Source organism: Marivirga arenosa (assembly GCF_030503875.2).
GTDB classification, from domain to species: domain Bacteria; phylum Bacteroidota; class Bacteroidia; order Cytophagales; family Cyclobacteriaceae; genus Marivirga; species Marivirga arenosa.
The window spans coordinates 2,759,283-2,781,078 of sequence record NZ_CP129968.2; the positions used below are offsets into that span (position 1 = coordinate 2,759,283).

The following is a 21,796-nucleotide window of genomic DNA, read 5'->3' on the forward strand; positions in this document are numbered from 1 at the left end:
TCTTAAAACTATTTAATAGTCTCTACAACTAAATTATGGTTTGTATAGATACAAATATCCGCTGCAATATGCAGACTTTCCTTTACAATATCCTCCGCTGATAATTTATCGCCTGCATGTTTTTTTAAAGCCGTAGCAGCAGATTGAGCATACATACTACCTGAACCAATAGTGGCTATTTGATTATCAGGTTCCAATACATCGCCTGTTCCAGATATAATTAACACTTCATCTTTATCCGCTACGATCATCATAGCTTCTAACTTTCTTAAATAACGATCTGTCCGCCACTCTTTTGCTAACTCAATAGCTGATCTTTTCATGTTACCGCCAAAAGCATTTAGCTTTTCATCAAACTTTTCAAGTAAGTTGAATGCATCTGCTGTTGAACCTGCAAAACCTGTTACTATTTTACCGTCCTGCAATTTTCTTATCTTCTTTACATTACTTTTGGCTACTGTATTTCCCATCGTTGCCTGACCATCTGCTCCAATGGCTACTTCACCCTTATGTACTACTGCACAGACCGTTGTTGATTTTATATTTGACATCTGAATGTTCTAATTTATTTTATGAATAAAAAAGTCTCGCTATAGAACAACGAGACTTTATAAATGAGGTTAAGATATATTTTTAAATTAATATTCTTACTGGATCTTCTAGTAAGCCTTTCAGCGTTTGTAAGAAGGCTGAACCTACAGCTCCATCTACCACTCTGTGGTCACACGATAAGGTAACTTTCATTACATTGCCTGGCACTAATTCACCATCTTTTACTACAGCAGTTTGCTTGATTCCTCCCACAGCTAAAATACAAGCATCTGGCGGATTTATAATGGCTGTAAACTCTTCAATACCAAACATACCCAAGTTTGATACAGTAAAGGTATTACCTTCCCAATCTTTAGGTTCTAGTTCTTTATTGTGGGCTTTTTTAGCAAAATCTTTTGCTTCAGCAGCAATGTGTGATAATGATTTATTATCTGCAAACTTGATAACCGGAACTAATAAACCTTCTTCAACTGCTACGGCCATTCCAACGTGTACATGGTGATTTCTTCTGATTTTATCACCTAACCATGAACTATTAACTTTAGGATGCTGACGTAATGAAGCAGCCACCGCTTTAATAACCATATCATTAAATGATATTTTCACAGGGCTCATCTCATTCATGCTCTTACGTGCCTCCATAGCCTTATCCATGTTGATTTCCATGGTTAAATAGAAATGAGGTGCAGTGAATTTACTTTCAGAAAGTCTTTTCGCTACCGTTTTTCTCATTTGAGAAACTTTCACCTCTTCATAGCTTTCTTCTCCTACTACTTTAGGTATATTGATAGACTGCTCAGTACTAGTTTGTTTTTGAGATGCCTCGCTGGATTTTGCTTTAGGAGTAAAGTTCTCAACATCAGCTTTTATAATTCTTCCATTATTACCAGAACCTTCTACCTCAGCTAAATCAATACCTTTATCTTGAGCAATCTTTTTAGCTAAAGGACTAGCAAAAATTCTTCCTCCCTTTTTATTTTCTGACTGAGTATTCGCTGAAGCATTTGGACTTGGAGAAGATGATTCTTTTTTAGAAGAAGACTCCTCTTTCTTATCATCTTTTTTACTTTCTTTATTAGATGATGATCCCGATTTCTTCCGCTCATGCGCTTTCAATAATTTCTCATAATCAGCACCTTCTTCACCGATAACAGCAATAACACCATCAATTGGGGCCGCATCACCTTCTTTTATTCCGATGTACAATAAAGTACCATCTTCATAGGCTTCCAGCTCCATAGTAGCTTTATCAGTCTCAACTTCTGCTAATATATCTCCAGCCTCAACCTTATCCCCTTCTTTCTTCAACCATGAAGCGATTACACCTTCCTCCATGGTATCACTCATTTTAGGCATGGTGATCAGGTTAGCATTTACATCCGATGCATCTACTTCTTCCTCATTTGAATCAGAGCTTGAATCGCTAGATTCTTCTTCATCAGAACCGCTATCATCATTACTACCACTATCACCACCACCTTCTTTAATATCTTTTAATAGGCCTTCAATATCTTCTCCTTTTTCTCCAATAATGGCTATTACTCCATTTACGGGCACTGCGTCTCCTTCTTCAATACCAATATGTAAAATTACACCATCTTCATAAGACTCTAATTCCATTGTGGCCTTATCGGTTTCTACCTCAGCCAATATATCTCCAGATGATACCTCATCGCCCTCTTTCACTAACCAAGAGGAAATTACACCCTCCTCCATGGTATCACTCATTTTGGGCATTTTTATTACTTCAGCCATATATGTCTATTTCAAATTAAACTTGTCAAAAATAATGGGATTCGTTCTTAATTCAAATTAAATGAATTAAAGTATTAAGAATACCGTAAATCTTTAGTATTGTTTTAAATTATTTAACATTAAAAAGCCCGCACCATTTAAGGAACGGGCTGATTTATTAAATTTTAATAAAATTATTCTTCTTCAGATGCAGAATCAGCATTATAAGCTTCATTCAAACCTTTGATTACATCATTAGTGATTTCAAGGCCTTCATTAGCATATAAAACATCACTTCCTCTTGAGTAAGTTAATACTAATTGAAGATTATTCTTATCACCATATTCTTTCAAATAATCACTAATTGATTTATATAACTCATTATTTAATTCCATCTCTCTTTGTCTTAACTTTCTAGACAAGTCTTCTTGATAGATTCTTAAATTTTGCTGCTTTTTCATTAGGTTTTCCTCTAATGCTTTCCCTTGAGCAACCGTTAAATTCTGAGCAGTTCTTTGGAAATCACTAATTTCTTTTTGTAAACCTTGGGCTCTGTTTTGGTATTCACCTTCATATTTTTCAGAAAGCTCAGCAAGCTCAGATTCTATTTCTTTCATGTAATCATATTTTGCTAAAAGTGAATCAGAATGCACATAAGCAATGGCTACATTTTCATATATTTTATCATTTGATTGTTCTTCTGTTGCAGTTTCTTCACTTTCCCCTGCTTCACTGAATTTATCAACAAACAAATAACCAACAGCTACAATTAAAATGATATTAAGTACTATAGATAAGTTTTTCACGTGTAATTATATTTTGATTAGATTTTACAAACGCTTGCAAAGTTAATCAAACATCTTAAAGTGCAAAGCCTACAAAAAAGGGATTTTAATCTATTTTATTAGGATCAGGAGTATCATCTATTTCTTTTGATTTATATTCATAAGAAAACTCCTGTTCTGGATTGGTAAAGTTAAAATTTGTACCATCGTCCTGATATTCATCATCATCGAAGTTTTTCTCAAAATACAATTCTAGTTCAGCTTGCCCTGCAAATTCGTCTTTCATCGCAATTGCCACTAATAAGCCACTTAATAAGCCCATTAAATGTGATTCCCATGATATATGGCCATCTTGAGGAAGAACACCATAAAACATACCTCCATAGAGTAATAGTATTACAAATGATAATGCTAATGATGATTGATTCTTTCTTAACAGTCCACTGAATAAAATAAAAGAGGCTATTCCATATATAACTCCACTTGCTCCAATATGATAGGCTTCTCTGGCAATGATCCATACAAAAATACCTGTGCTGATGTATATATATAATAGTGCTTTAAGTGCTATTTTATCATAAAAGAAAAATAGGATGATTATTAACAGCATTAATGAAAAGCTGTTGGATAACAGATGCAAAAAATCACCATGTATAAAAGGTGAAGTAAAAATACCAATGGTACCCAGAAGATGACGAGGCATAATCCCAAAATGAGCAAAATTAGCAGCAAATGCCCATTCCATGGACTTTACAAGCCAAAGTGCTAATATAATATAGCTACCAAACACTACACTTTGCCTAAAAAGGGATTTTTCTTTCGACATAGTTAAATATACGAAAATCCACAGAAATGATTGAAAATTAGAAAAATAAGTCTTGAGCTAAGCGGTAAGTATTGGCATGAGCTTCAATAATATGAGCTATTTTTTCAGAATAACCACCCCCCATACTCGCTACAACAGGAATTTCATTTTTTATGCAATGTTCAAAAACTATCCTATCTCTTTCTTTACATCCCTGAATTGACATTCCTAATCGACCTAATTTATCAGTTGATAGAACATCCACTCCTGACTGAAAAAAAATAAAATCCGGTTCTTGTTCATCAAGTAACATAGGTAATGTTTCTCGAAGAATTTTTAAATATTTTCTATCATCAGTTCCGTCTTCTAGTGGAATATCAAGGTCTGATGTTTCTTTATGCATAGGATAATTACCTTTTCCATGCATACTAAATGTAAAAACAGAAGCATTATTTTGAAATATCTCAGCAGTACCATTTCCTTGATGTACGTCTAAGTCTACCACTAATATTTTTTTTGCTTTACCTTCTCTTAATAAATAATTAGCAGCTAAAGCAATATCATTTAACAAACAAAAGCCTTCACCTCTATCTGTAAAGGCATGATGGGTTCCGCCTGCGATATTCATAGCTACACCGTACTGAAGGGCAAAATTCGCAGCATCTATAGTCCCTTGATTAATAATCCGTTCCCTATCTACTAAGGCCTGAGAAAGTGGAAAACCCGTTCTTCTTTCCTCTTTTCTGCTTAGGCTTAAGCTTTTAAGTTTTTGCCAATAATTTGCATCGTGAACTTGTAAAATATCCTGCTCTGAGAGAAAATCAGGTGAGAAAAAATTACTCTCAGAAACTGTGCCTTCATACAGCAATTGTTCTGGTAAGAGATCATATTTCTCCATTGGAAACCTATGATTTTCGGGCAAAGGATGTGTATATTCTTTTCTCCAGGCGATTTTGAGCATAAAAAAAGTGTTATTCGACAAAAATAACACTAATAGCTAGTTGTTGTTATATTTTAAAATCAGATTATTAATCTAAATCAAATTCCTCTTCATTTGAGACAAAAGAATAAAGGGTATCATCCAATTTAAGATTATCTTCATTGAAATCATTAACAAATTTATTCATCACTTTGTCTGTCACTTCATCTACATTCAAACCTATATCCAATCCAATTCCATACTCACCCCCATTATCCATATCAACATGTTCCTGGACTTTTACTAATTCCTCATCTTCTAATTCATCAATCATTTCAGCAATGTAAAGGCCAATTTCCTCTTCAACATCATCTAAGGTTCTCAAATCACCATTTTCATCTTCCTGGAACTTGATAGGTTTAAAATTGGGGAATTTCTGAGCTGCTTTATGTTCTGCTAACTCATACACTTCACTTGCATGGTGTAATCTCAAAGTATAAATAACAGCATCATAAATCACCTCCTTACCTTCATACATTCCCACAAAACGAAAGTGTTTATATTCTTCGTTATTATCTTCTGTATCCACTAAAACGAAGCTATTATTTGATTGAGCTATTTCTTGCTTTAAATTTTCTATTTGTGTGGCATCAAAGCCTTGGTTAAGAGCACCCATAGTTTTGTGGTTAGTTTTGAAAAAATAAATTACAATTTTTTTTAAAAAAATACAATAAATATAAAATTAATCATCTTTTTTACTCACACCCTCAAAAATACTGTTTACAATTGCCAGAATGACACCAAATAAAAGTGCCCACCAGAATCCATCAATATGAAATCCATCCACAATATAATCGGCTAGCATTATCATTAACGCATTGATTACCAGTAAAAAGAATCCTAAGGAGAATACGGTTACAGGAATAGTTAAAATAACTAATAGTGGTTTTAAGGTAGCACTAAAAAGAGCTAAAAATAAAGAGACCACAAGAGCATCAAAAAAGCCATCTACATAAGCTCCTGGGAGTATATATGATGCTACAATTACAGATAATGATGATAATAAAAGTTTGATTAAAAAATTCATCTTGTTAAAAAATTTGATTACAAATATCTTTTATTTAAAATATTTTGATGGTGCTTCCAGTGTCCAGCTATAATATACCATAGACTTAAAACCGAAATTGGTTTGCCATCAGCTTCACCTTCAATTGATAAAATCTTATTAGGCATTGTTTGAAATAAGGACAAATTACATTTTCTTAAATGATAATACTCATCTGCCATTTTTAATTGATTCAAGCTAGAATATTCTGAAGCTGCAGCATAATCATTTTCAGCATATCCTGGCAAAATTGCATTTTCATCTCTACTCAAAGATAATGCTCGAAATGCCATAATTCTCTCCGTATCTATACAATGTCGGATTAGCTGAGCTACAGTCCATTTTCCAGCTTCATATTTGTAATGCCATTTACTTTCAGGAATATTACTAATCATAATGGTAAGCTCTTGAATTTGTGCTTCAAGAGCTTTCCCAATCTCACCTTGAATTAAATCGATGTATCCTTGGTAAAAAGGTGCATTTACTAATTTCATTTATTATTTAATCTTTAATAGCATCCATTTTTTTGGCTACTTCTTCAGCTTCAGCCATTTTCATATCTGCCTTTTTCCTATCAATTGTGCTTAATTTATGATATTCTTCAAGCAACTTTTTGTATTGATCGTTAAGCTTTTCTTTCTCAGACTTCTTCTTAAATAATCCAAACATAATTTCTTTTTTAAATTTGTTTGAAAAACCCACTCAACTTCAATTTGTTTTAAATAACTCAAGTCCTTCTAGTAAGAAACTTAAAACATCTTCTTTTCTCTCTGGCATCTCTTCTACAGGAAATTTCTTACTGATTTTAATAAAGCCAGTCTCATCTATATGATCAGATATCTCTGTTAAACTTAAAGTATGGAATTTAACATAATTACTTTTTTCATAATGGTAATCCCACGGCTTCCTATTGATACAAAAGTAAGTAGATTCGTCAGATTTAAAATGATCTATGAATAAATCTCCGAATTTATTCAAATATTCACCTTGCAAGTGAAAGGTAGACGAGAAAAAATTCCCCCAATAAAACATAGTCCGGTAGGCAAAAATATCTTCCTTAGAAAAATAAGCTGGATAATCTAAAATGGAATAAGGCAATCGTTTATAATTTTCGCCTTTAGAAATTTTGCCGTGATTTAAATTAATCTCTTTTGGAATATGAGTTGATATTTTTTTCAAATGAGTTCGAAACTCCTTGTGAATTTCTTCAAGGTAATCCCAAACTTTCTCCATCATCCTATATTTGATAAGAAGAATAGTAGGGTCTGATGCTAAGTCGAGTTCTTGCGTTGTAAATAATGACATAATAAAAAAGGTGAATTAAATTAATCCACCTTTGCAATCGATTTATTGCTGATCAGGTTTTTGAATGATTTTCAGAATGACCTCATGAGGATCATTATCATTATCATTAAATTTTATTTTGACCACAGGGTTATCAGCATGAATATTATCATCAACCGATACCACCTTAAATTGGCTTAATTTTGATTCAATTTCTGGGGCTAATTCTTTTATAGCTTTAGCTATTTCCACCTCAAGTTGACTTGGGTTATATTGCTGAGTAATCATATTCTTTCTTGATTTTTCTTAAATCTAATAATTTTACAATAGATTAATAATATTTATTTTAAGAATATTACCATCTTATTAAAGCAGAGCCCCAAGTAAATCCGCTACCAAAAGCTGCTAAACATACAAGATCTCCTTCTTTCACTTTGCCTTCATGCCAAGCTTCACTTAGTGCAATGGGAATAGAAGCGGCTGTTGTATTTCCATACTTCTGAATATTGTTAAACACTTTATCATCAGACAACCCCATTTTAGACTGAATAAACTTAGAAATTCTTAAGTTTGCTTGATGAGGAACTAACATATCAATATCTGAAGCACTCAGCCCATTAGCCTCTAAAGCTTCATTAATTACTTCTTGAAAGCGAACCACAGCATGCTTAAATACCATGTTTCCATTCATGTATACTTTATATCCAGATGTGTCTAATATTTGCTCCGGCTGTCTTTCCTCTCTTGGTCTACTACTTCCCGGATCTTTCACATATAATTCCTCTGCATAAGTGCCTTCAGCATGCAGATGAGTTGAAAGAACTCCTTGTTCCTCAGTGGCACTCATAATGGCAACCCCTACTCCATCTCCAAAAATAACAGCTGTAGACCTTCCTCTATCTGACATATCGATAGCTGTCGATTGAATCTCTCCCCCTACAACCATGATATTTTTATACATTCCCGTTTTAATGAATTGGTCCGCAACGGATAAACTGTATACAAAACCAGAACATGCATTTCTAATATCCAGACAACCCACTGTTCCCATGCCCAGTTCACGCTGCAACAAAACACTTGAGCCTGGAAAAAAGTAATCTGGAGTAATACTGGCAAAAATTATAAAATCAATATCATCTTTATTCATTTTTGCATTTTTAAGCGCCATATCAGCAGCTTTTTTAGCCATTTTCGCTAAAGATTCTTCTATTTCCGGATCAAAAAACCTTCTTTCTTTAATTCCAGTTCTTTCAGTAATCCACTCATCTGTAGTATCAATCCAACTAGCAATATCATCATTAGTCACTACTGTTTGAGGCACAGCATGACCTAAACCTACTATTTTAGAATTTTTCATTTTTATATTTTTTCGTTTCCATACGCACTTCAAAATTCCACAGAAGATCAAAATGCGCTCCAATATAGAGCAATATTGAATTGTTGTCAAAAATAGTAGTCATGCAGAGTATTTACATGTTAACCTCATGTATCTGAGGCTTAATCTTCAAACCATGTTTTATATAAGGTGTAATTTTTGGCTGTTCTATCAAATATTTGTGACAAGTCCCCTTCAATTTTTTTTACTTTCTTTGCTGGAACACCTGCATATATATAACCTGATTCTACAATTGTATTCTCAAGCACTACAGCACCAGCTGCCACTATAGATCCTGTCTGTACTACTGCATGATCCATAACGATAGCTCCCATTCCCACAAGAGCTGAATCTTCTACAGTACAGCCATGTACAATAGCCTTATGACCGATTGATACCTTATTACCAATCTTTGTTGCTGCTTTTTGATACGTGCAATGTATGACTGCCCCATCTTGAATATTGCTTTCCTCTCCTATTTCTATTGAATTAACATCGCCTCGTATCACAGCACTCCACCATACGGAACAATTTTTACCGATTTTAACATCTCCTACAATTACGGCATTATCCGCTATGTAAGTATTCTCTCCAATTTTAGGAGTTTTGCCTTCACACTCTTTAATTATACCCATTTTTTATTGTTATATTTTTATCTATGTATACACATTTAATGATTATGTATTATTTTTGAAAAAATCATAAACTTTATAAAAGTTAAATCGTTATTCGGTTGAATCAATTAAAAACCACTAATCTATGAAAATTTTAAAAACAACAAGCGCATTAGCATTAGCCATTGTAATGGCAGTAGCATGTACTTCAAATCCAAAAGGAGATGAAGCCAAAGTAAGCGAAGCTGAAGAAGTAAAAGAAGCTCAAGGAATGGATATCAAAGTTTCTGGTGATCAAGCTAAAATGGAATTCGTAGGTACTAAGCCAACAGGCAGACACTATGGAAATATTGCATTAACTGATGGTTCAATTACAGTTAAAGATGGTGAAATAACTGGAGGTAAATTTGTATTTGACTTGAATCAAATTACAGTTGCAGACTTAAAAGATGATGAAGAAAATCATCAAAAATTAGTTGGTCACTTACAATCTGATGACTTTTTTGATGCAGCAAATCATCCTAATGTTACTTTCGAATTAGTATCTGTAAAACCATTAGCTACCGAAAAAGCAGCTGCGGGTTATACTTCATATCAAAATGATATGCAACAGCCAGGAGAAGACGAAAGAATTATGGAGCTACCTGAGTATGAGTTAGAAGGTGCTACTCATGAGGTAACTGGAAATTTAACAATGAGAGGTAAAACATTAGCTATTACTGTACCTGCTAAAGTTGAAGTTTCTGACAATGGTGTGAAAGCATTTACTAACTTCAGCATTGATAGAACTAAATGGGGTTTAATGTACGGGGATGAATCTCAGGCTGTAGATAAAGCAAAAGATAGATTTATTTATAATACGGTTGGAGTTGGATTTAATGTTGATGCTTCTGCTGAAAGCATGTAATTCAACAATAAATTAATAATAGTTAAGGCTGCTAATATTTTATAGCAGCCTTTTTTTATGCAATTTTGCCAAAAATAGTTTGGTTGAAAGAAGTTAGAATAAAAATAAAGAACGATAAAAGTATTTGGCTGAAGCTATTAGAATGGAGCAAATCATTTAAATATGTAGCAGCTTTTCTACCTCAACAGACTGAGCAATATCCTTTTGGGGCGTTTCCAAAATGCATCGCAGTTGGAAATCAAAAACTTAATTTATCGGCACCCTATTTCAAATCACTAGAAGAGTATCTTACTAATAATCCATCTCATAAATTGTATGGTTATTTAGGATATGATTTGAAAAATGAATTAGAGAATTTAAAAAGCAAAAATGAATCTTTTATTGACTGGCTTCCCATGCAGTTTTTCAAAGCTGATTGTATTATTGAGTTCCATCAAGGCGAAATCCTAATTAAATCTGAATTTGCTCAAAGATTTAAAGAGCAAATTGAAAAAAGTATTGAAAAGGATATTGATCCTCAATATCATGGATCTTTAGTTGGGAAATTAAAAAGCTGGACTTCAAGAGATGAGTATATAAACACAGTTAAGAAACTAAAAAAACATATCGAAGAGGGAGATATTTATGAAATTAATTATTGCATTAACTTTTCAGTAGATGTAAAAGATTTAGATCCCTTTCATGTCTTTAATGAATTATGCAATAACTCTCCAGCACCCTTTGGCTCATTTTTAAAACTGGATCATCAATATATAATTTCAGCATCGCCAGAACGATTTATTAAATTAAAGGACTCAAAAATAATTAGCCAACCCATTAAAGGGACTGCAAAAAGAGGGACTACCAAAAATGAGGATGAATTCCTTAAAAAACAGCTGTTTGAAAGTGAAAAAGAAAGAGCTGAGAACATGATGATAGTTGATTTGGTCAGAAATGATTTGGCTAAATCATCAGAAAGTGGATCAGTAAAAGTAGATGAAATATTTAGTATCTATAGCTTTCAACAGGTTCATCAAATGATCAGTACAATATCCTCCAAAAAGAAAAAAGAAATTCATCCTGTTAAAGTCATTGAAAACGCGTTTCCAATGGGAAGTATGACAGGTGCACCAAAAATTCGAGCCATGCAGCTAATAGAGGATTATGAGAATAGTAAAAGAAATGTTTTTTCTGGAAGCATTGGTTACTTCAATGGTTTGAATGAATTTGATTTCAATGTACTAATAAGAAGTATCTATTATGATGAAAAGCTTAAAAAGCTCAATTATGAAGTTGGAAGTGCCATTACCTATGATGCTGATCCGGAGGCTGAATATGATGAATGCTTATTGAAAGCAAAAGCTATTGAAAGAACCTTAAAACTGTAATGCAGTATTTTTCATAAAAAGAAACCGAAAATCCACTGCCATTATGTCATTTTCCAGAATAATTGGCTACCTTTGCCTTTTATAAAATTTTACAAAAAAAACCCTTTAGAAATAGTAAATATGAGTGATTTGATTAAAGATTTGGACATCATTTCTGAAGATACAAAAACGGATGAATCTTGTGCAGTTCAAGTTTCAAAAGAAGAAGATACTGGCAAAAGCCGTAAATTATATATAGAAAGTTATGGATGTCAAATGAATTTCTCTGATAGTGAGATTGTGACCTCCATTATGAAAGATAATGGTTTTGACACCACCAATGATTTTAACTCAGCAGATGTTGTTTTTCTTAACACCTGTTCAATTCGTGAGAAAGCAGAATTAACCGTTAGGAAAAGACTTACAGAATTCAATAAAATCAAAGCTAAAAAGCCTGAAATGCAGATTGGCGTATTAGGCTGCATGGCTGAAAGATTAAAAACCAAGCTACTTGAGGAAGAAAAGATAGTAGATATCGTAGCAGGGCCTGATTCATATCGAGATCTTCCTAACTTAGTTAAGACAGTTGATGAAGGTGAAAAAGCAGTCAATACTTTCTTAAGTAGAGAAGAAACGTATGCAGATATTAGCCCAGTAAGATTAAATTCTAATGGCGTAACAGCTTTCATATCAATCATGAGAGGATGCGACAATATGTGTTCTTTCTGTGTAGTACCTTTCACAAGAGGTAGAGAAAGAAGTAGAGATCCGTACTCAATAGTTCAGGAAGCTCAGGATTTATTTGACAGAGGTTTTAGAGAAGTTACCTTATTAGGTCAAAATGTTGATTCTTACAAATGGTCACCAGAACTAAATAATAAGGCTCGATTAGAAAAACTAGAGAAAAAAGAAGAGGTTGAAATCATTAACTTCGCCAATCTAATTGAAATGGTGGCTAAAGTATCACCAGATTTAAGAGTTAGATTCTCAACTTCTCACCCTAAAGATATTACGGATGAAGTCTTACATACTATAAAGAAGTATGAGAATATCTGTAATTATATACACCTACCTGCCCAAAGTGGTAATTCTCGTATTCTTAAAATGATGAACCGTACTTACGATAGAGAATGGTACATCAACAGAGTAGATGCTATTAGAGATATCTTAGGTGAAGAATGTGGTATTTCATCAGATATGATCACGGGTTTCTGTTCAGAAACTGAGGAAGAACATCAAGACACTTTAAGCTTGATGGATTATGTAAAATACGACTTTTCATATATGTTCTTTTATTCTGAAAGACCAGGAACTTTAGCAGAAAAAAGATATGAGGATGATATTCCATTAGAAACCAAGAAAAGAAGGCTTCAAGAAGTTATTAATAAACAAAGTCAGCATTCTTTAGAGAGAAATAAACTTGATTTAAATAAAGTTCACAAGGTACTAGTTGAAGGAACTTCCAAAAGATCTGAAGAACAATTACAAGGAAGGAATTCAGCCAATAAAGTTGTGGTTTTCCCAAGAGAAAATTACAAAAAAGGGGATTATGTAAATGTATTTGTAGAAGAATGTACTGGAGCCACCTTAATTGGTAAAGCGGTTTAAATATTTAAGCTTTGGATATACAAACTATCAAAAATAGATTCGGTATCATAGGCAACTCTGATCACCTAAATTTTGCCATAAAGGTAGCGATGCAAGTTGCCCCTACGGATATGACTGTATTAATTACAGGTGAAAGTGGTGTAGGTAAAGAATCATTCTCTAAGATTATTCATCAGCTAAGCGCAAGAAAGCACGGACAATTCATCGCAGTAAACTGTGGAGCTATTCCTGAAGGTACTATTGACTCAGAATTATTCGGCCATGAAAAAGGCTCTTTTACTGGAGCTTATGATTCAAGAAAAGGTTATTTTGAGGTTACTGACGGAGGAACTATCTTTTTAGATGAAATTGGAGAAATGCCACTTCCAACTCAGTCAAGATTATTAAGGGTTTTAGAAAATGGTGAATTTATTAGAGTAGGTTCATCTAAAGTAGTTAAGACAGATGTTAGAGTTGTTGCAGCAACCAACGTAAACCTTATTCAGGCGGTGGAAAAAGGTAAGTTTAGAGAAGACCTTTATTATCGATTAAATACAGTCCCTATTTTTGTTCCTCCTTTGAGAGAGAGAGGAAATGATATTGAATTATTATTCAGAAAATTCACCTCTGACTTTGCAGAAAAGCATCACGTAAACCCAATTAAACTGACTGAAGACGCTAAAGAGGCATTATTAGCCTTTAGGTATCCTGGCAATATCAGACAGTTAAAAAATATAGCTGAGCAGATTTCTTTACTCGAAATGGAAAGAGAAGTCAATAAAGAAATATTGCTTAAATATTTGCCTCAAGAAGGGAATATGATGCCTGCTATTTACAAAAGCAATGATAGCTCATCTGGTGGTAAAGATAATTTTTCAGAACGCGACATTTTGTATAAAATACTCTTTGACATGCGGAATGATGTTGAAGAACTGAAAAAACTGGTACATAATGTTTTGAAGAATGAAAATTATGGAGAAGAGATCATAAAAGATCATGAGGGCTTATTTGAAGTGAAACCAAATGAGTTTAAGGAAAATGAAGAAGGCATCAGAACGCCATTTTTGTTAGATAGTAGCAAACATGATGATTCTTCATCCGATAGTTATAATTTAGAAGAATATCAGGATGCAGAGCATGAAATAGAGGAAGAATCGTTATCCTTAGAAAAGAAGGAAAAAGAAATGATTCAAAGGGCACTATCTAAAAATCAAAATAAAAGAAAATACGCGGCACGAGATTTGGGGATATCTGAACGTACGTTATACAGAAAAATCAAACAATATGACCTTTAGGAGTTTAATAATCTTCATTTTCATAGCAGTATTTACTTCAAGCTGTGTGGTATACAGCTTTACAGGAGCATCTATTTCACCTGACATAAAAACTATGTCTATCCAGTATTTTTATAATGATTCTGGAAATGGACCTCCAAATCTGCAGCAAACTTTTACAGAAGAAATTAGAGATTACTACCAACAGAATACAAGCTTAGAATTAGTTGAAAGTAATGGTGATTTACAATTAGAAGGTTCCATAACAGGTTATAGAGTACAACCAATAGCCGTAACTTCATCAGGCAATCCTAATCTAGCGGATGCAGCTGGAGCACAAAGGTTGACCATTTCGGTATCCGTTACATATGTAAATACAAAAGATGAAGTGTTTAATTTCAATAATAAGTCTTTCTCCTTCTATGAAGATTTTGATGCTACTTCAACTACTTTAACTGCAGTAGAAGACCAACTAATTGAGACAATCTCAGATCAAATCATTATAGATATATTTAACGCAACTGTAGCAAATTGGTAATTTTTTGTTAATTTAAATTCTTTAAAATAGAACCAAGTGGAAAAACAAAGGCTTACAACCCTTATTAATCAACCAGAAAAATTAGATGAAAATGACTTCAATTCCTTATTGAAATTGAAGCAAGAGTTTCCTTATTTCCAAGCGATATTTCCTCTTATTACATTAGGTTCTAAAAAATTTGCTCCTGCAAAGGAAAAAAAATACACACAATCAGCCGCTATTGGTGTTTTAGAAAGAAAGCTTCTTAAGGAATTTTTAACAACCGATTTTGAAGAAGTAAATACTGATGAAACTGAAGTTAAAGAAGTAAAATTAAAAACAAAAAGTCCTCAGGGTCATACTGAAGAACCAAAAACTAATTCTGATAGTGAAACTAAAAAGGAAGTAATTCCTACTTCTCCTACTGAGGGTAAAAATAAAATAGAAGCGACTGAGCCCCCTATAGATTCTCATTTACCTGATTCATTCTTTTCTGAACTGATGAAAGAAATGGAAGAACTGAAAGCTGAGAAGGAAAATTATCTTAAAACCTTAGAAAGAATAGAATCTCTGGAAGAAAAACCAAAAACCAGGGGGACAAAGAAGACGAGTTCGACTAAAAATACTACGAAAAAAGCTTCTAGTCCGAAAAAAACAACTGCTAAGAAAACCTCCGCAGCAAAGAAAAGCAATACTGGAAAAACTAAAGCAGCAAGCACATCTGCAAAAAGCAATACTGCTAAAAAAACCTCCTCAACGGTTAAAAAAACTACTGCATCTAAGAAACCTAGCGTTGAAGAAAAAAAAACTAGCTCAGCAAAGGCAAAGTCATCTACTAAAAAGTCTGAAAGCGAAACAACAAAAAAAAACAAAAATGAAGAGGTAGATTTAATTCAAGAAATTAGAGCTAGAAAGGAATTAAAAATTAGTGATTCACATAAGAAAGAACAATTAGATATCATTAACAATTTTATTGAAAATGAACCTGTTCTAACTAGAAGAATTGATTCTGATAATCAATCAAATAAACAAGAAGCAGAGGACCTTTCAGCCAGCAGTACTAACCTTTCTGATGATGTAGTTTCTGAAACTTTGGCAAAATTGATGATAAAACAAGGCAGAAAGCAGAAGGCCATCGATATTTACAAGAAATTAATTTGGAAATTTCCACAAAAAAAGACGTACTTTGTCGAAATTATTGATGAATTAAAAAAACAATCATAAATACATGTTAACATTATTAATTACTTTAATCATTTTAGTTGCCATTTTATTGGTATTAGTAGTATTAGCTCAGAATTCAAAAGGTGGTGGATTATCTAGCCAATTTGGAGGATCAGGAGCAAGTCAGGTTGTAGGTGTAAAAAGAACAGGAGATATATTAGAAAAAATCACTTGGGTATTAGCTATTAGTTTAGTGGTTTTAAGTTTAGCTTCTTCTTTTGTTATCAAAAGTACTTCTGTCGATACTGGTTTTACTAGTCCTAACATGGAAAAAGTACAAGATGAGACTTTACTTCCTGGTATGGAAAGTGGAGGACAAGAAGGTTTATTACCTGCTACTGAGGACGAAGAAAGCACTGAAGGAACCTCATCTGAAGAAGGAAATTCTGAATTGATTGAAGGTTTACAAGAAGATACTGAAGAAGGAAGTTCTGAAGAGTAATTCAAACTTCTTTTAACGAATATTTAAAAGGGAATCCATTGGGTTCCCTTTTTTATTTTATTCAAATTATTGTAAATTCATTATATACAATATTATATGAAAACGTATTTCAACCTTATCGTTTTAACTCTTCTGAGTTTTCAATTATTATCTCAAGAATTCCCTTCCTTGAAAAGTCAAAATAGAGCCATCAATAACTATTTTACGATAAAGTACAAAGTGGTTGATTTTAAAAATAGCCTACATATTAAAGATTATAAAACCTCAGAATTTCAATTAGAGAACGGATTTGATTATTATTTAAACAAACTTATTTATATTTCTTTTGGTATCAAGGGAGGCGTTATTTTAGGAATCCCATACAAAAATAGATTGCAAGCATACTTTAATAGTGGTAATGTTTCGGGTTTAGACACTTTTCTTAAATATTACGATGAGATCGATTTCATAGATCAATCTTTGGCTATAACTAGATATTTCATAGGTGTGCAACCTCAACTAGGTTTTAATATCACAGAGAAATGGAAAATTTTGGCTGGTACAGAATTACGCTACTTCTTTCAACATTTTTTTGAAAGAAGAACTTTCGATGGAACACATGTCATTGATGAAGGGGTAAATTTCAACCTATTAGGAACCATAGGATTAAACTACCTTTTGAATGAACAACTTTCAATAGGTCTTAATTATGATAGAGGACTGTCATACTTACGCAGAATATTGATAATAAACTCAGGCGGGAATGGACCCTATACAAGTTCTGTTAGATATCATAGCTTAGGTCTCAATCTGAAATATTGTTTTTAAATTGCTTCTATCCTCTTTTACCTAATTCAATTACCTCCAAATTCTCCACTCTCCCATTGTTAATTTCAAAGCGCATCATTGTTCTGATTTTATGAAAACCCTGATTACCTGCAGCTCCAGGATTTAGGTACAGTAAATTATTACGCTTTTTATCAGGCATCGCTCTTAAAATATGGGAATGACCACATATAAAAACATTTGGTTTTTCAGATTCAATTAATTTCCGAACTCTTGGATTATAGCTTGGAGGCTTCCCTCCTATATGAGTCATAAAAATTTTCACTCCTTCTCGCTCAATAAATAAATCTTCAGGATATATATTTTGAAATTCAGGGGTATCTATGTTGCCAAATACTGCTAATGTTGGAGCGACCTGTTCTAGCTTTTCAATTATCTCTCCAGTTTCACCTATATCTCCAGCATGCCATATTTCATCACAATCTTTGAAATATTTGGGAATATTATCATCCCAAAAGCTATGGGTATCGGAAATAAGACCTATTTTCATAAATTGGTAGTTATTTTTGTCGTAACAGCTTAAGAAGAACTCAAAACGAACAGGTATTTTAACCTTTGGTTAAAATAAACAGATTCCTGTCTTCATAGGAATGACGCACAGATCTTAGATCAAATGATAACAAATATCTAAATCTACTAACTAAATCTCGGGCGTCACTTCTGTGAAGAAAGAGATTTATCCTATTGACTCGAAGTTTCAGTACGCGTTACAAATCCAAATCATCTAAATAGGCTTTAATGATATTCCCTAATTCCGCAAAATCACTTTCGAAGCTATCTTTTGAATTTAAGCTCCCCTTCACACTCACATAAAATTTAATCTTAGGTTCTGTGCCAGAAGGTCTTGCAGAAATTTTACTACCATCCTCCAGGAAGAATTGTAATACATTAGATGCTGGAAAATCTAATCTTGACATTTTACCAGTCTCTAAATCTAAAATTGTTGACTTCTGATAATCTCTTACCTTTAGAACCTTTGTCCCTGCAAGGCTTTTAGGAGGTTCTTCTCTAAACCTAGTCATCATAGCCTTAATTTCCTCGCTACCCGATTTACCTTTCTTAGTAATGGAAACTAGATCTTCTCTATAAAAACCGAATTTAAGATACATCTCAATAAGATAATCATATAAAGTCTTTCCTTTTGACTTAACGTAAGAGGTCATTTCAGCTATCATTGCAACGGAAGCAATAGCATCCTTATCGCGTACATAATCACTAATCATATAGCCATAGCTTTCCTCACCACCGCCTATAAAAGTTTTCTTACCTTCTAATTCTCTAATTACAGCTGCGATATTTTTAAAACCAGTGAGGGTATCATAACAATCTACTTTGTAGGCTTCTGCTATATTTTTAAATAGTTCTGTAGTAACTATGGTTTTAACGATATATTGATTGCCATCCAATTTTCCTAAATCATTCCATCTACTTAACAGATAATAGATTAATAGTGAGCCTGTTTGATTCCCGTTAAGCAATTCAAATTCATTATTCCCATTTTTAATGGCAATCCCTACCCTATCAGAATCCGGATCTGTAGCCATCACAATATCTGCATCAACTTCTTTTCCTTTAGCTAATGCCATAGACATGGCTTCCTTCTCTTCAGGATTAGGATAAACAACAGTAGGAAAATCTCCATTGGGTTCTGACTGTTCTTCTACGATATGTACATTTTTAAAGCCGAAGGATTCTAAAGCTTTAGGCACTAGTGTAATTCCTGTTCCATGAATGGAAGAAAATACTATATCAATTGATTTATCATTTTCACTGGCGTCAGGAAATAGTCTCAATTTCTTGATTTCTTCTAAATAAGCTTCATCTAAATCTTCTCCTATAAATTCAATAAGGGCATCTTTCCTTTCGAAGGAAACATCATCAATGGAAGAAATAGATTGAACTTCATTCATAACGTTAATATCATGAGGAGCAACCATTTGAGCTCCATCTGTCCAATACGCTTTATAACCATTATATTCTTTCGGATTATGCGAAGCCGTTAACACTACACCACTTTTACAGCCTAAATGACGAATAGCAAATGATAATTCTGGCGTTGGTCTTAAAGCTTCAAAAAAGAATACTTTTATATCATTAGCTGTAAAAACATCTGCCACAACATTAGCAAATTCATCTGCATTATTTCTACAATCGTGAGCAATTGCCACAGAAACACCTTGTTCTTTAAATGTTTTGTTCAAGTAATTACTTAAACCTTGAGTAGCCATCCCTAAGGTGTATTTATTCATACGGTTACTCCCAACTCCCATTATGCCACGCAAACCACCAGTTCCAAATTCTAAATCTTTATAAAAAGATTCTTCAAATTCTTCTTTATTATTTTCCTGTAAATCTCTTATCTGTTTTTTAGTAGCCTCATCCACAGCTTTACTGTCTAACCACTGCTGGGCTTTTTCCTGACTTGTCATGATGGTTCTTATTTTTAATTAATAAAATCTGAATAACGACTAATTATGATCTCTTAAGATTAGAATTGATTCTCACTGCAAATCTTTTAGATAATCAAATAATAATGAAAGTTAAATTACTGAATAATGTGCTAGCAAAAAACAAAAATTGTCTTTAAAGCGCTTTAAGCATAAAAAAACCACAGCTAAAAAAGCCTGTGGTTTTTTGGTTTATTTTTTAATTGCTCTTATGAGCAGATTACTATAAGTTCCCTCTTAGCTCTTGTTCTCTTTCAATTGCTTCAAATAAGGCTTTGAAATTACCTTTACCGAAAGACTTAGCTCCTTTTCTTTGTATAATTTCATAGAAGACAGTTGGTCTATCCTGAACTGGTTTTGTAAAGATTTGAAGTAGATATCCTTCATCATCTCTATCTACCAAAATATTATTTTCTCTGATGGGTTCTATATCCTCATCTATTTCTCCTACCCTTTCGAATAAATCGTCATAATAAACATCAGGAACCCTCAAGAATTCAACCCCCCTTCTTCTCATTTCAGATACAGTATCCACGATGTCATCAGTTGCAATGGCAATATGCTGAACGCCTGCTCCTTTATAAAAATCTATATACTCCTCAATTTGAGATTTTTTCTTACCCTCAGCTGGCTCATTAATAGGGAATTTGATAAATCCATTCCCATTAGAAACCACTTTAGACATTAGGGCAGTATAATCAGTAGAAATATCTTTATCATCAAAAGTGATTAATAAGTTGAAGCCCATAACATCTCTGTAAAAATCAACCCATTTGTTCATTTCACCCCATCCTACATTACCTACGCAATGGTCAACATATTTTAAACCTATAGGGCTTGCAGGTAATTCACTTGTTTTTTCAACATAGCCAGGTAAGAATACCCCACTATAATTTTGTCTGTTAACAAATGTGTGAAGTGTATCGCCATAAGTATGAATAGAAGCTACTGTTACTTCTCCATGCTCATCTTTAATAGTTTTGGGTTCAGAATGTGCTTTTGCCCCTCTTTTAGTGGTTTCATTAAAAGATAACTCAGCATCATCAACCCAAAGTGCTAATACTTTAACTCCATCTCCGTGTAATCTAACATGTTCTGCAATTTCGGAATCCGGCTCTAAGGAAGAAGTTAATACCAAACGGATCTTGCCTTGTTGCAACATATATGAAGCCCTATCCTTAATGCCTGTTTCCGGACCAGCGTAGGCTTTTAACTCAAAACCAAAAGCCGTTTGATAATACATGGCTGATTGCTTAGCATTTCCAACATAAAATTCAATGTAATCGGTGCCATTTATAGGCAAAAAATCCTGTTCCATAGTCTTTTAAATCAATTTTAAAATTAATTATATTCAAAATTATGCATTTTGACCACTTATAGAAATTAAATCCAAAACTATTACTAAATAGTGCTCGTATTACTTGGAAGTTAATTTCAATCTAAAGAATTTTACATTCAGAAAACAATAGCGCATAGCATGATAGATATTAAAAAGTTAGATGAAGATTTGACAGCATTGGTAAAGGCAAAAATTGCTTTAAGTAAATTGACTTATGCTGATAATGATTATGACAAAATCGAAGAAGAACTTCATGATTTAGAGGATGATTTCCAAGAAAATTATGGTGAATACTTGGAAGAAGCATTAGCAGACGTTCATGATGAATTCTGCCCAGACAATGATGTTTTGCTTCCGATTGCCTATTTAGCTGATGAATATGTTGTTACTGAAGATACAATAGATGTAGCTCCAGGCCATGGAGTGTTAGTTGAAGCTGATGATTTCGCCAGCTCTAAAGTTACATTAGCATTAGCTCCAAAACCTACAAGAATAGTTTTACAAGCTGGAAATGACCACAAAGAAGTGGTTTGGAAAGCGAGCTAATTCTTAATTAATAGCATAAACTAAAAAGTTCTTTAGTACTCTAAAGAACTTTTTTTATTTAAGACCACATATTGCTTTATCCGATTGCTTATAAACAATAGTCTTCTCTATTTTTATGAGCTTATAGTTCATTTATACCTCATATCTATTATTTACCAAATGAATTATG

25 protein-coding genes are annotated in these 21,796 nt (G+C 33.2%); 9 read left to right on the top strand and 16 right to left on the bottom strand.

The features are described 5' to 3' along the window. Positions 1 to 8 precede the first annotated feature (8 nt). The 13 genes from hslV to QYS47_RS11925 all read right to left on the bottom strand — a co-directional run bounded on the left by hslV (position 9) and on the right by QYS47_RS11925 (position 9,194). Positions 9 to 551, bottom strand: a complete 543-nt coding sequence (hslV, locus tag QYS47_RS11865) for an ATP-dependent protease subunit HslV (RefSeq protein ID WP_302101135.1) — start codon at positions 549 to 551, stop codon at positions 9 to 11. 82 nt (positions 552 to 633) lie between these two features. Further along, complete coding sequence (locus tag QYS47_RS11870) at positions 634 to 2,307, bottom strand: pyruvate dehydrogenase complex dihydrolipoamide acetyltransferase (protein ID WP_322346368.1); 1,674 nt, start codon at positions 2,305 to 2,307, stop codon at positions 634 to 636. 173 nt (positions 2,308 to 2,480) lie between these two features. Next, positions 2,481 to 3,092 (bottom strand): OmpH family outer membrane protein, encoded by a 612-nt coding sequence (locus tag QYS47_RS11875; RefSeq protein ID WP_322346370.1) that lies wholly within the window; start codon positions 3,090 to 3,092, stop codon positions 2,481 to 2,483. 85 nt (positions 3,093 to 3,177) lie between these two features. Then, positions 3,178 to 3,897 (bottom strand): rhomboid family intramembrane serine protease, encoded by a 720-nt coding sequence (locus QYS47_RS11880; RefSeq protein ID WP_322346372.1) that lies wholly within the window; start codon positions 3,895 to 3,897, stop codon positions 3,178 to 3,180. Between the two features lie 37 nt (positions 3,898 to 3,934). Further along, positions 3,935 to 4,837, bottom strand: coding sequence for a histone deacetylase family protein (locus QYS47_RS11885; protein WP_322346374.1), 903 nt, complete (start codon positions 4,835 to 4,837; stop codon positions 3,935 to 3,937). 67 nt (positions 4,838 to 4,904) lie between these two features. After that, positions 4,905 to 5,471 (bottom strand): hypothetical protein, encoded by a 567-nt coding sequence (locus QYS47_RS11890; RefSeq protein WP_322346376.1) that lies wholly within the window; start codon positions 5,469 to 5,471, stop codon positions 4,905 to 4,907. 66 nt (positions 5,472 to 5,537) lie between these two features. After that, on the bottom strand, positions 5,538 to 5,882 hold the full coding sequence (locus tag QYS47_RS11895; protein WP_302101138.1) for a phage holin family protein: 345 nt from the start codon (positions 5,880 to 5,882) through the stop codon (positions 5,538 to 5,540). 17 nt (positions 5,883 to 5,899) lie between these two features. Beyond that, entirely contained in the window at positions 5,900 to 6,394 is a 495-nt protein-coding gene (locus tag QYS47_RS11900; protein WP_322346378.1) for a DinB family protein, read from the bottom strand. 7 nt (positions 6,395 to 6,401) lie between these two features. Continuing rightward, complete coding sequence (locus tag QYS47_RS11905; RefSeq protein WP_302101140.1) at positions 6,402 to 6,569, bottom strand: Lacal_2735 family protein; 168 nt, start codon at positions 6,567 to 6,569, stop codon at positions 6,402 to 6,404. Positions 6,570 to 6,608: 39 nt separating this feature from the next. After that, entirely contained in the window at positions 6,609 to 7,205 is a 597-nt protein-coding gene (locus tag QYS47_RS11910) for a hypothetical protein (RefSeq protein WP_322346380.1), read from the bottom strand. Between the two features lie 42 nt (positions 7,206 to 7,247). Next, complete coding sequence (locus QYS47_RS11915) at positions 7,248 to 7,472, bottom strand: hypothetical protein (RefSeq protein WP_308356432.1); 225 nt, start codon at positions 7,470 to 7,472, stop codon at positions 7,248 to 7,250. A gap of 67 nt (positions 7,473 to 7,539) precedes the next feature. Then, a complete protein-coding gene (locus QYS47_RS11920) occupies positions 7,540 to 8,541 on the bottom strand; it encodes a 3-oxoacyl-ACP synthase III family protein (RefSeq protein WP_308356431.1) in 1,002 nt (333 codons plus the stop codon). A gap of 140 nt (positions 8,542 to 8,681) precedes the next feature. Beyond that, positions 8,682 to 9,194 carry a gamma carbonic anhydrase family protein gene (locus QYS47_RS11925; RefSeq protein WP_322346384.1) on the bottom strand — a complete coding sequence of 171 codons (513 nt, stop codon included), beginning with the start codon at positions 9,192 to 9,194 and terminating at the stop codon, positions 8,682 to 8,684. Positions 9,195 to 9,318: 124 nt separating this feature from the next. Between QYS47_RS11925 and QYS47_RS11930 the strand changes: the two genes are divergently transcribed. The 8 genes from QYS47_RS11930 (at position 9,319) to QYS47_RS11965 (ending at position 17,277) form a co-directional block, all read left to right on the top strand. Beyond that, positions 9,319 to 10,080: a YceI family protein gene (locus QYS47_RS11930; RefSeq protein WP_322346386.1), complete on the top strand. Its 762-nt coding sequence runs from the start codon at positions 9,319 to 9,321 to the stop codon at positions 10,078 to 10,080. An 83-nt stretch (positions 10,081 to 10,163) separates the two neighbouring features. Beyond that, a complete protein-coding gene (pabB, locus tag QYS47_RS11935; RefSeq protein ID WP_322346388.1) occupies positions 10,164 to 11,447 on the top strand; it encodes an aminodeoxychorismate synthase component I in 1,284 nt (427 codons plus the stop codon). A gap of 120 nt (positions 11,448 to 11,567) precedes the next feature. Continuing rightward, complete coding sequence (gene miaB / locus QYS47_RS11940) at positions 11,568 to 13,034, top strand: tRNA (N6-isopentenyl adenosine(37)-C2)-methylthiotransferase MiaB (protein WP_308356427.1); 1,467 nt, start codon at positions 11,568 to 11,570, stop codon at positions 13,032 to 13,034. 11 nt (positions 13,035 to 13,045) lie between these two features. Continuing rightward, positions 13,046 to 14,308 carry a sigma-54 interaction domain-containing protein gene (locus tag QYS47_RS11945; RefSeq protein WP_308356426.1) on the top strand — a complete coding sequence of 421 codons (1,263 nt, stop codon included), beginning with the start codon at positions 13,046 to 13,048 and terminating at the stop codon, positions 14,306 to 14,308. Further along, a complete protein-coding gene (lptE, locus tag QYS47_RS11950; RefSeq protein ID WP_302124465.1) occupies positions 14,298 to 14,825 on the top strand; it encodes an LptE family protein in 528 nt (175 codons plus the stop codon). The genes QYS47_RS11945 and lptE overlap by 11 nt, the downstream gene beginning before the upstream one ends. Before the next feature lie 36 nt (positions 14,826 to 14,861). Further along, positions 14,862 to 16,028 carry a hypothetical protein gene (locus tag QYS47_RS11955; protein ID WP_322346391.1) on the top strand — a complete coding sequence of 389 codons (1,167 nt, stop codon included), beginning with the start codon at positions 14,862 to 14,864 and terminating at the stop codon, positions 16,026 to 16,028. Positions 16,029 to 16,032: 4 nt separating this feature from the next. Continuing rightward, the gene (gene secG, locus QYS47_RS11960) at positions 16,033 to 16,470 is read left to right on the top strand and encodes a preprotein translocase subunit SecG (RefSeq protein WP_322346393.1); all 438 of its coding nucleotides are present in this window, start codon (positions 16,033 to 16,035) and stop codon (positions 16,468 to 16,470) included. Positions 16,471 to 16,566: 96 nt separating this feature from the next. Continuing rightward, positions 16,567 to 17,277: a TonB-dependent receptor gene (locus QYS47_RS11965; RefSeq protein WP_302124461.1), complete on the top strand. Its 711-nt coding sequence runs from the start codon at positions 16,567 to 16,569 to the stop codon at positions 17,275 to 17,277. A gap of 7 nt (positions 17,278 to 17,284) precedes the next feature. On the opposite strand, the gene QYS47_RS11970 is transcribed toward QYS47_RS11965, so the two are convergent. The 3 genes from QYS47_RS11970 to hppD all read right to left on the bottom strand — a co-directional run bounded on the left by QYS47_RS11970 (position 17,285) and on the right by hppD (position 21,060). After that, positions 17,285 to 17,785 (bottom strand): metallophosphoesterase family protein, encoded by a 501-nt coding sequence (locus QYS47_RS11970; protein WP_322346394.1) that lies wholly within the window; start codon positions 17,783 to 17,785, stop codon positions 17,285 to 17,287. Positions 17,786 to 18,002: 217 nt separating this feature from the next. Then, positions 18,003 to 19,724: a phospho-sugar mutase gene (locus QYS47_RS11975; protein ID WP_322346395.1), complete on the bottom strand. Its 1,722-nt coding sequence runs from the start codon at positions 19,722 to 19,724 to the stop codon at positions 18,003 to 18,005. Positions 19,725 to 19,965: 241 nt separating this feature from the next. Next, positions 19,966 to 21,060, bottom strand: coding sequence for a 4-hydroxyphenylpyruvate dioxygenase (hppD, locus tag QYS47_RS11980; RefSeq protein WP_308356414.1), 1,095 nt, complete (start codon positions 21,058 to 21,060; stop codon positions 19,966 to 19,968). A gap of 159 nt (positions 21,061 to 21,219) precedes the next feature. On the opposite strand from hppD, the gene QYS47_RS11985 reads away from it, so the two are divergent. Next, entirely contained in the window at positions 21,220 to 21,627 is a 408-nt protein-coding gene (locus tag QYS47_RS11985; protein WP_308356413.1) for a hypothetical protein, read from the top strand. The last annotated feature ends 169 nt before the right edge of the window (positions 21,628 to 21,796 follow it).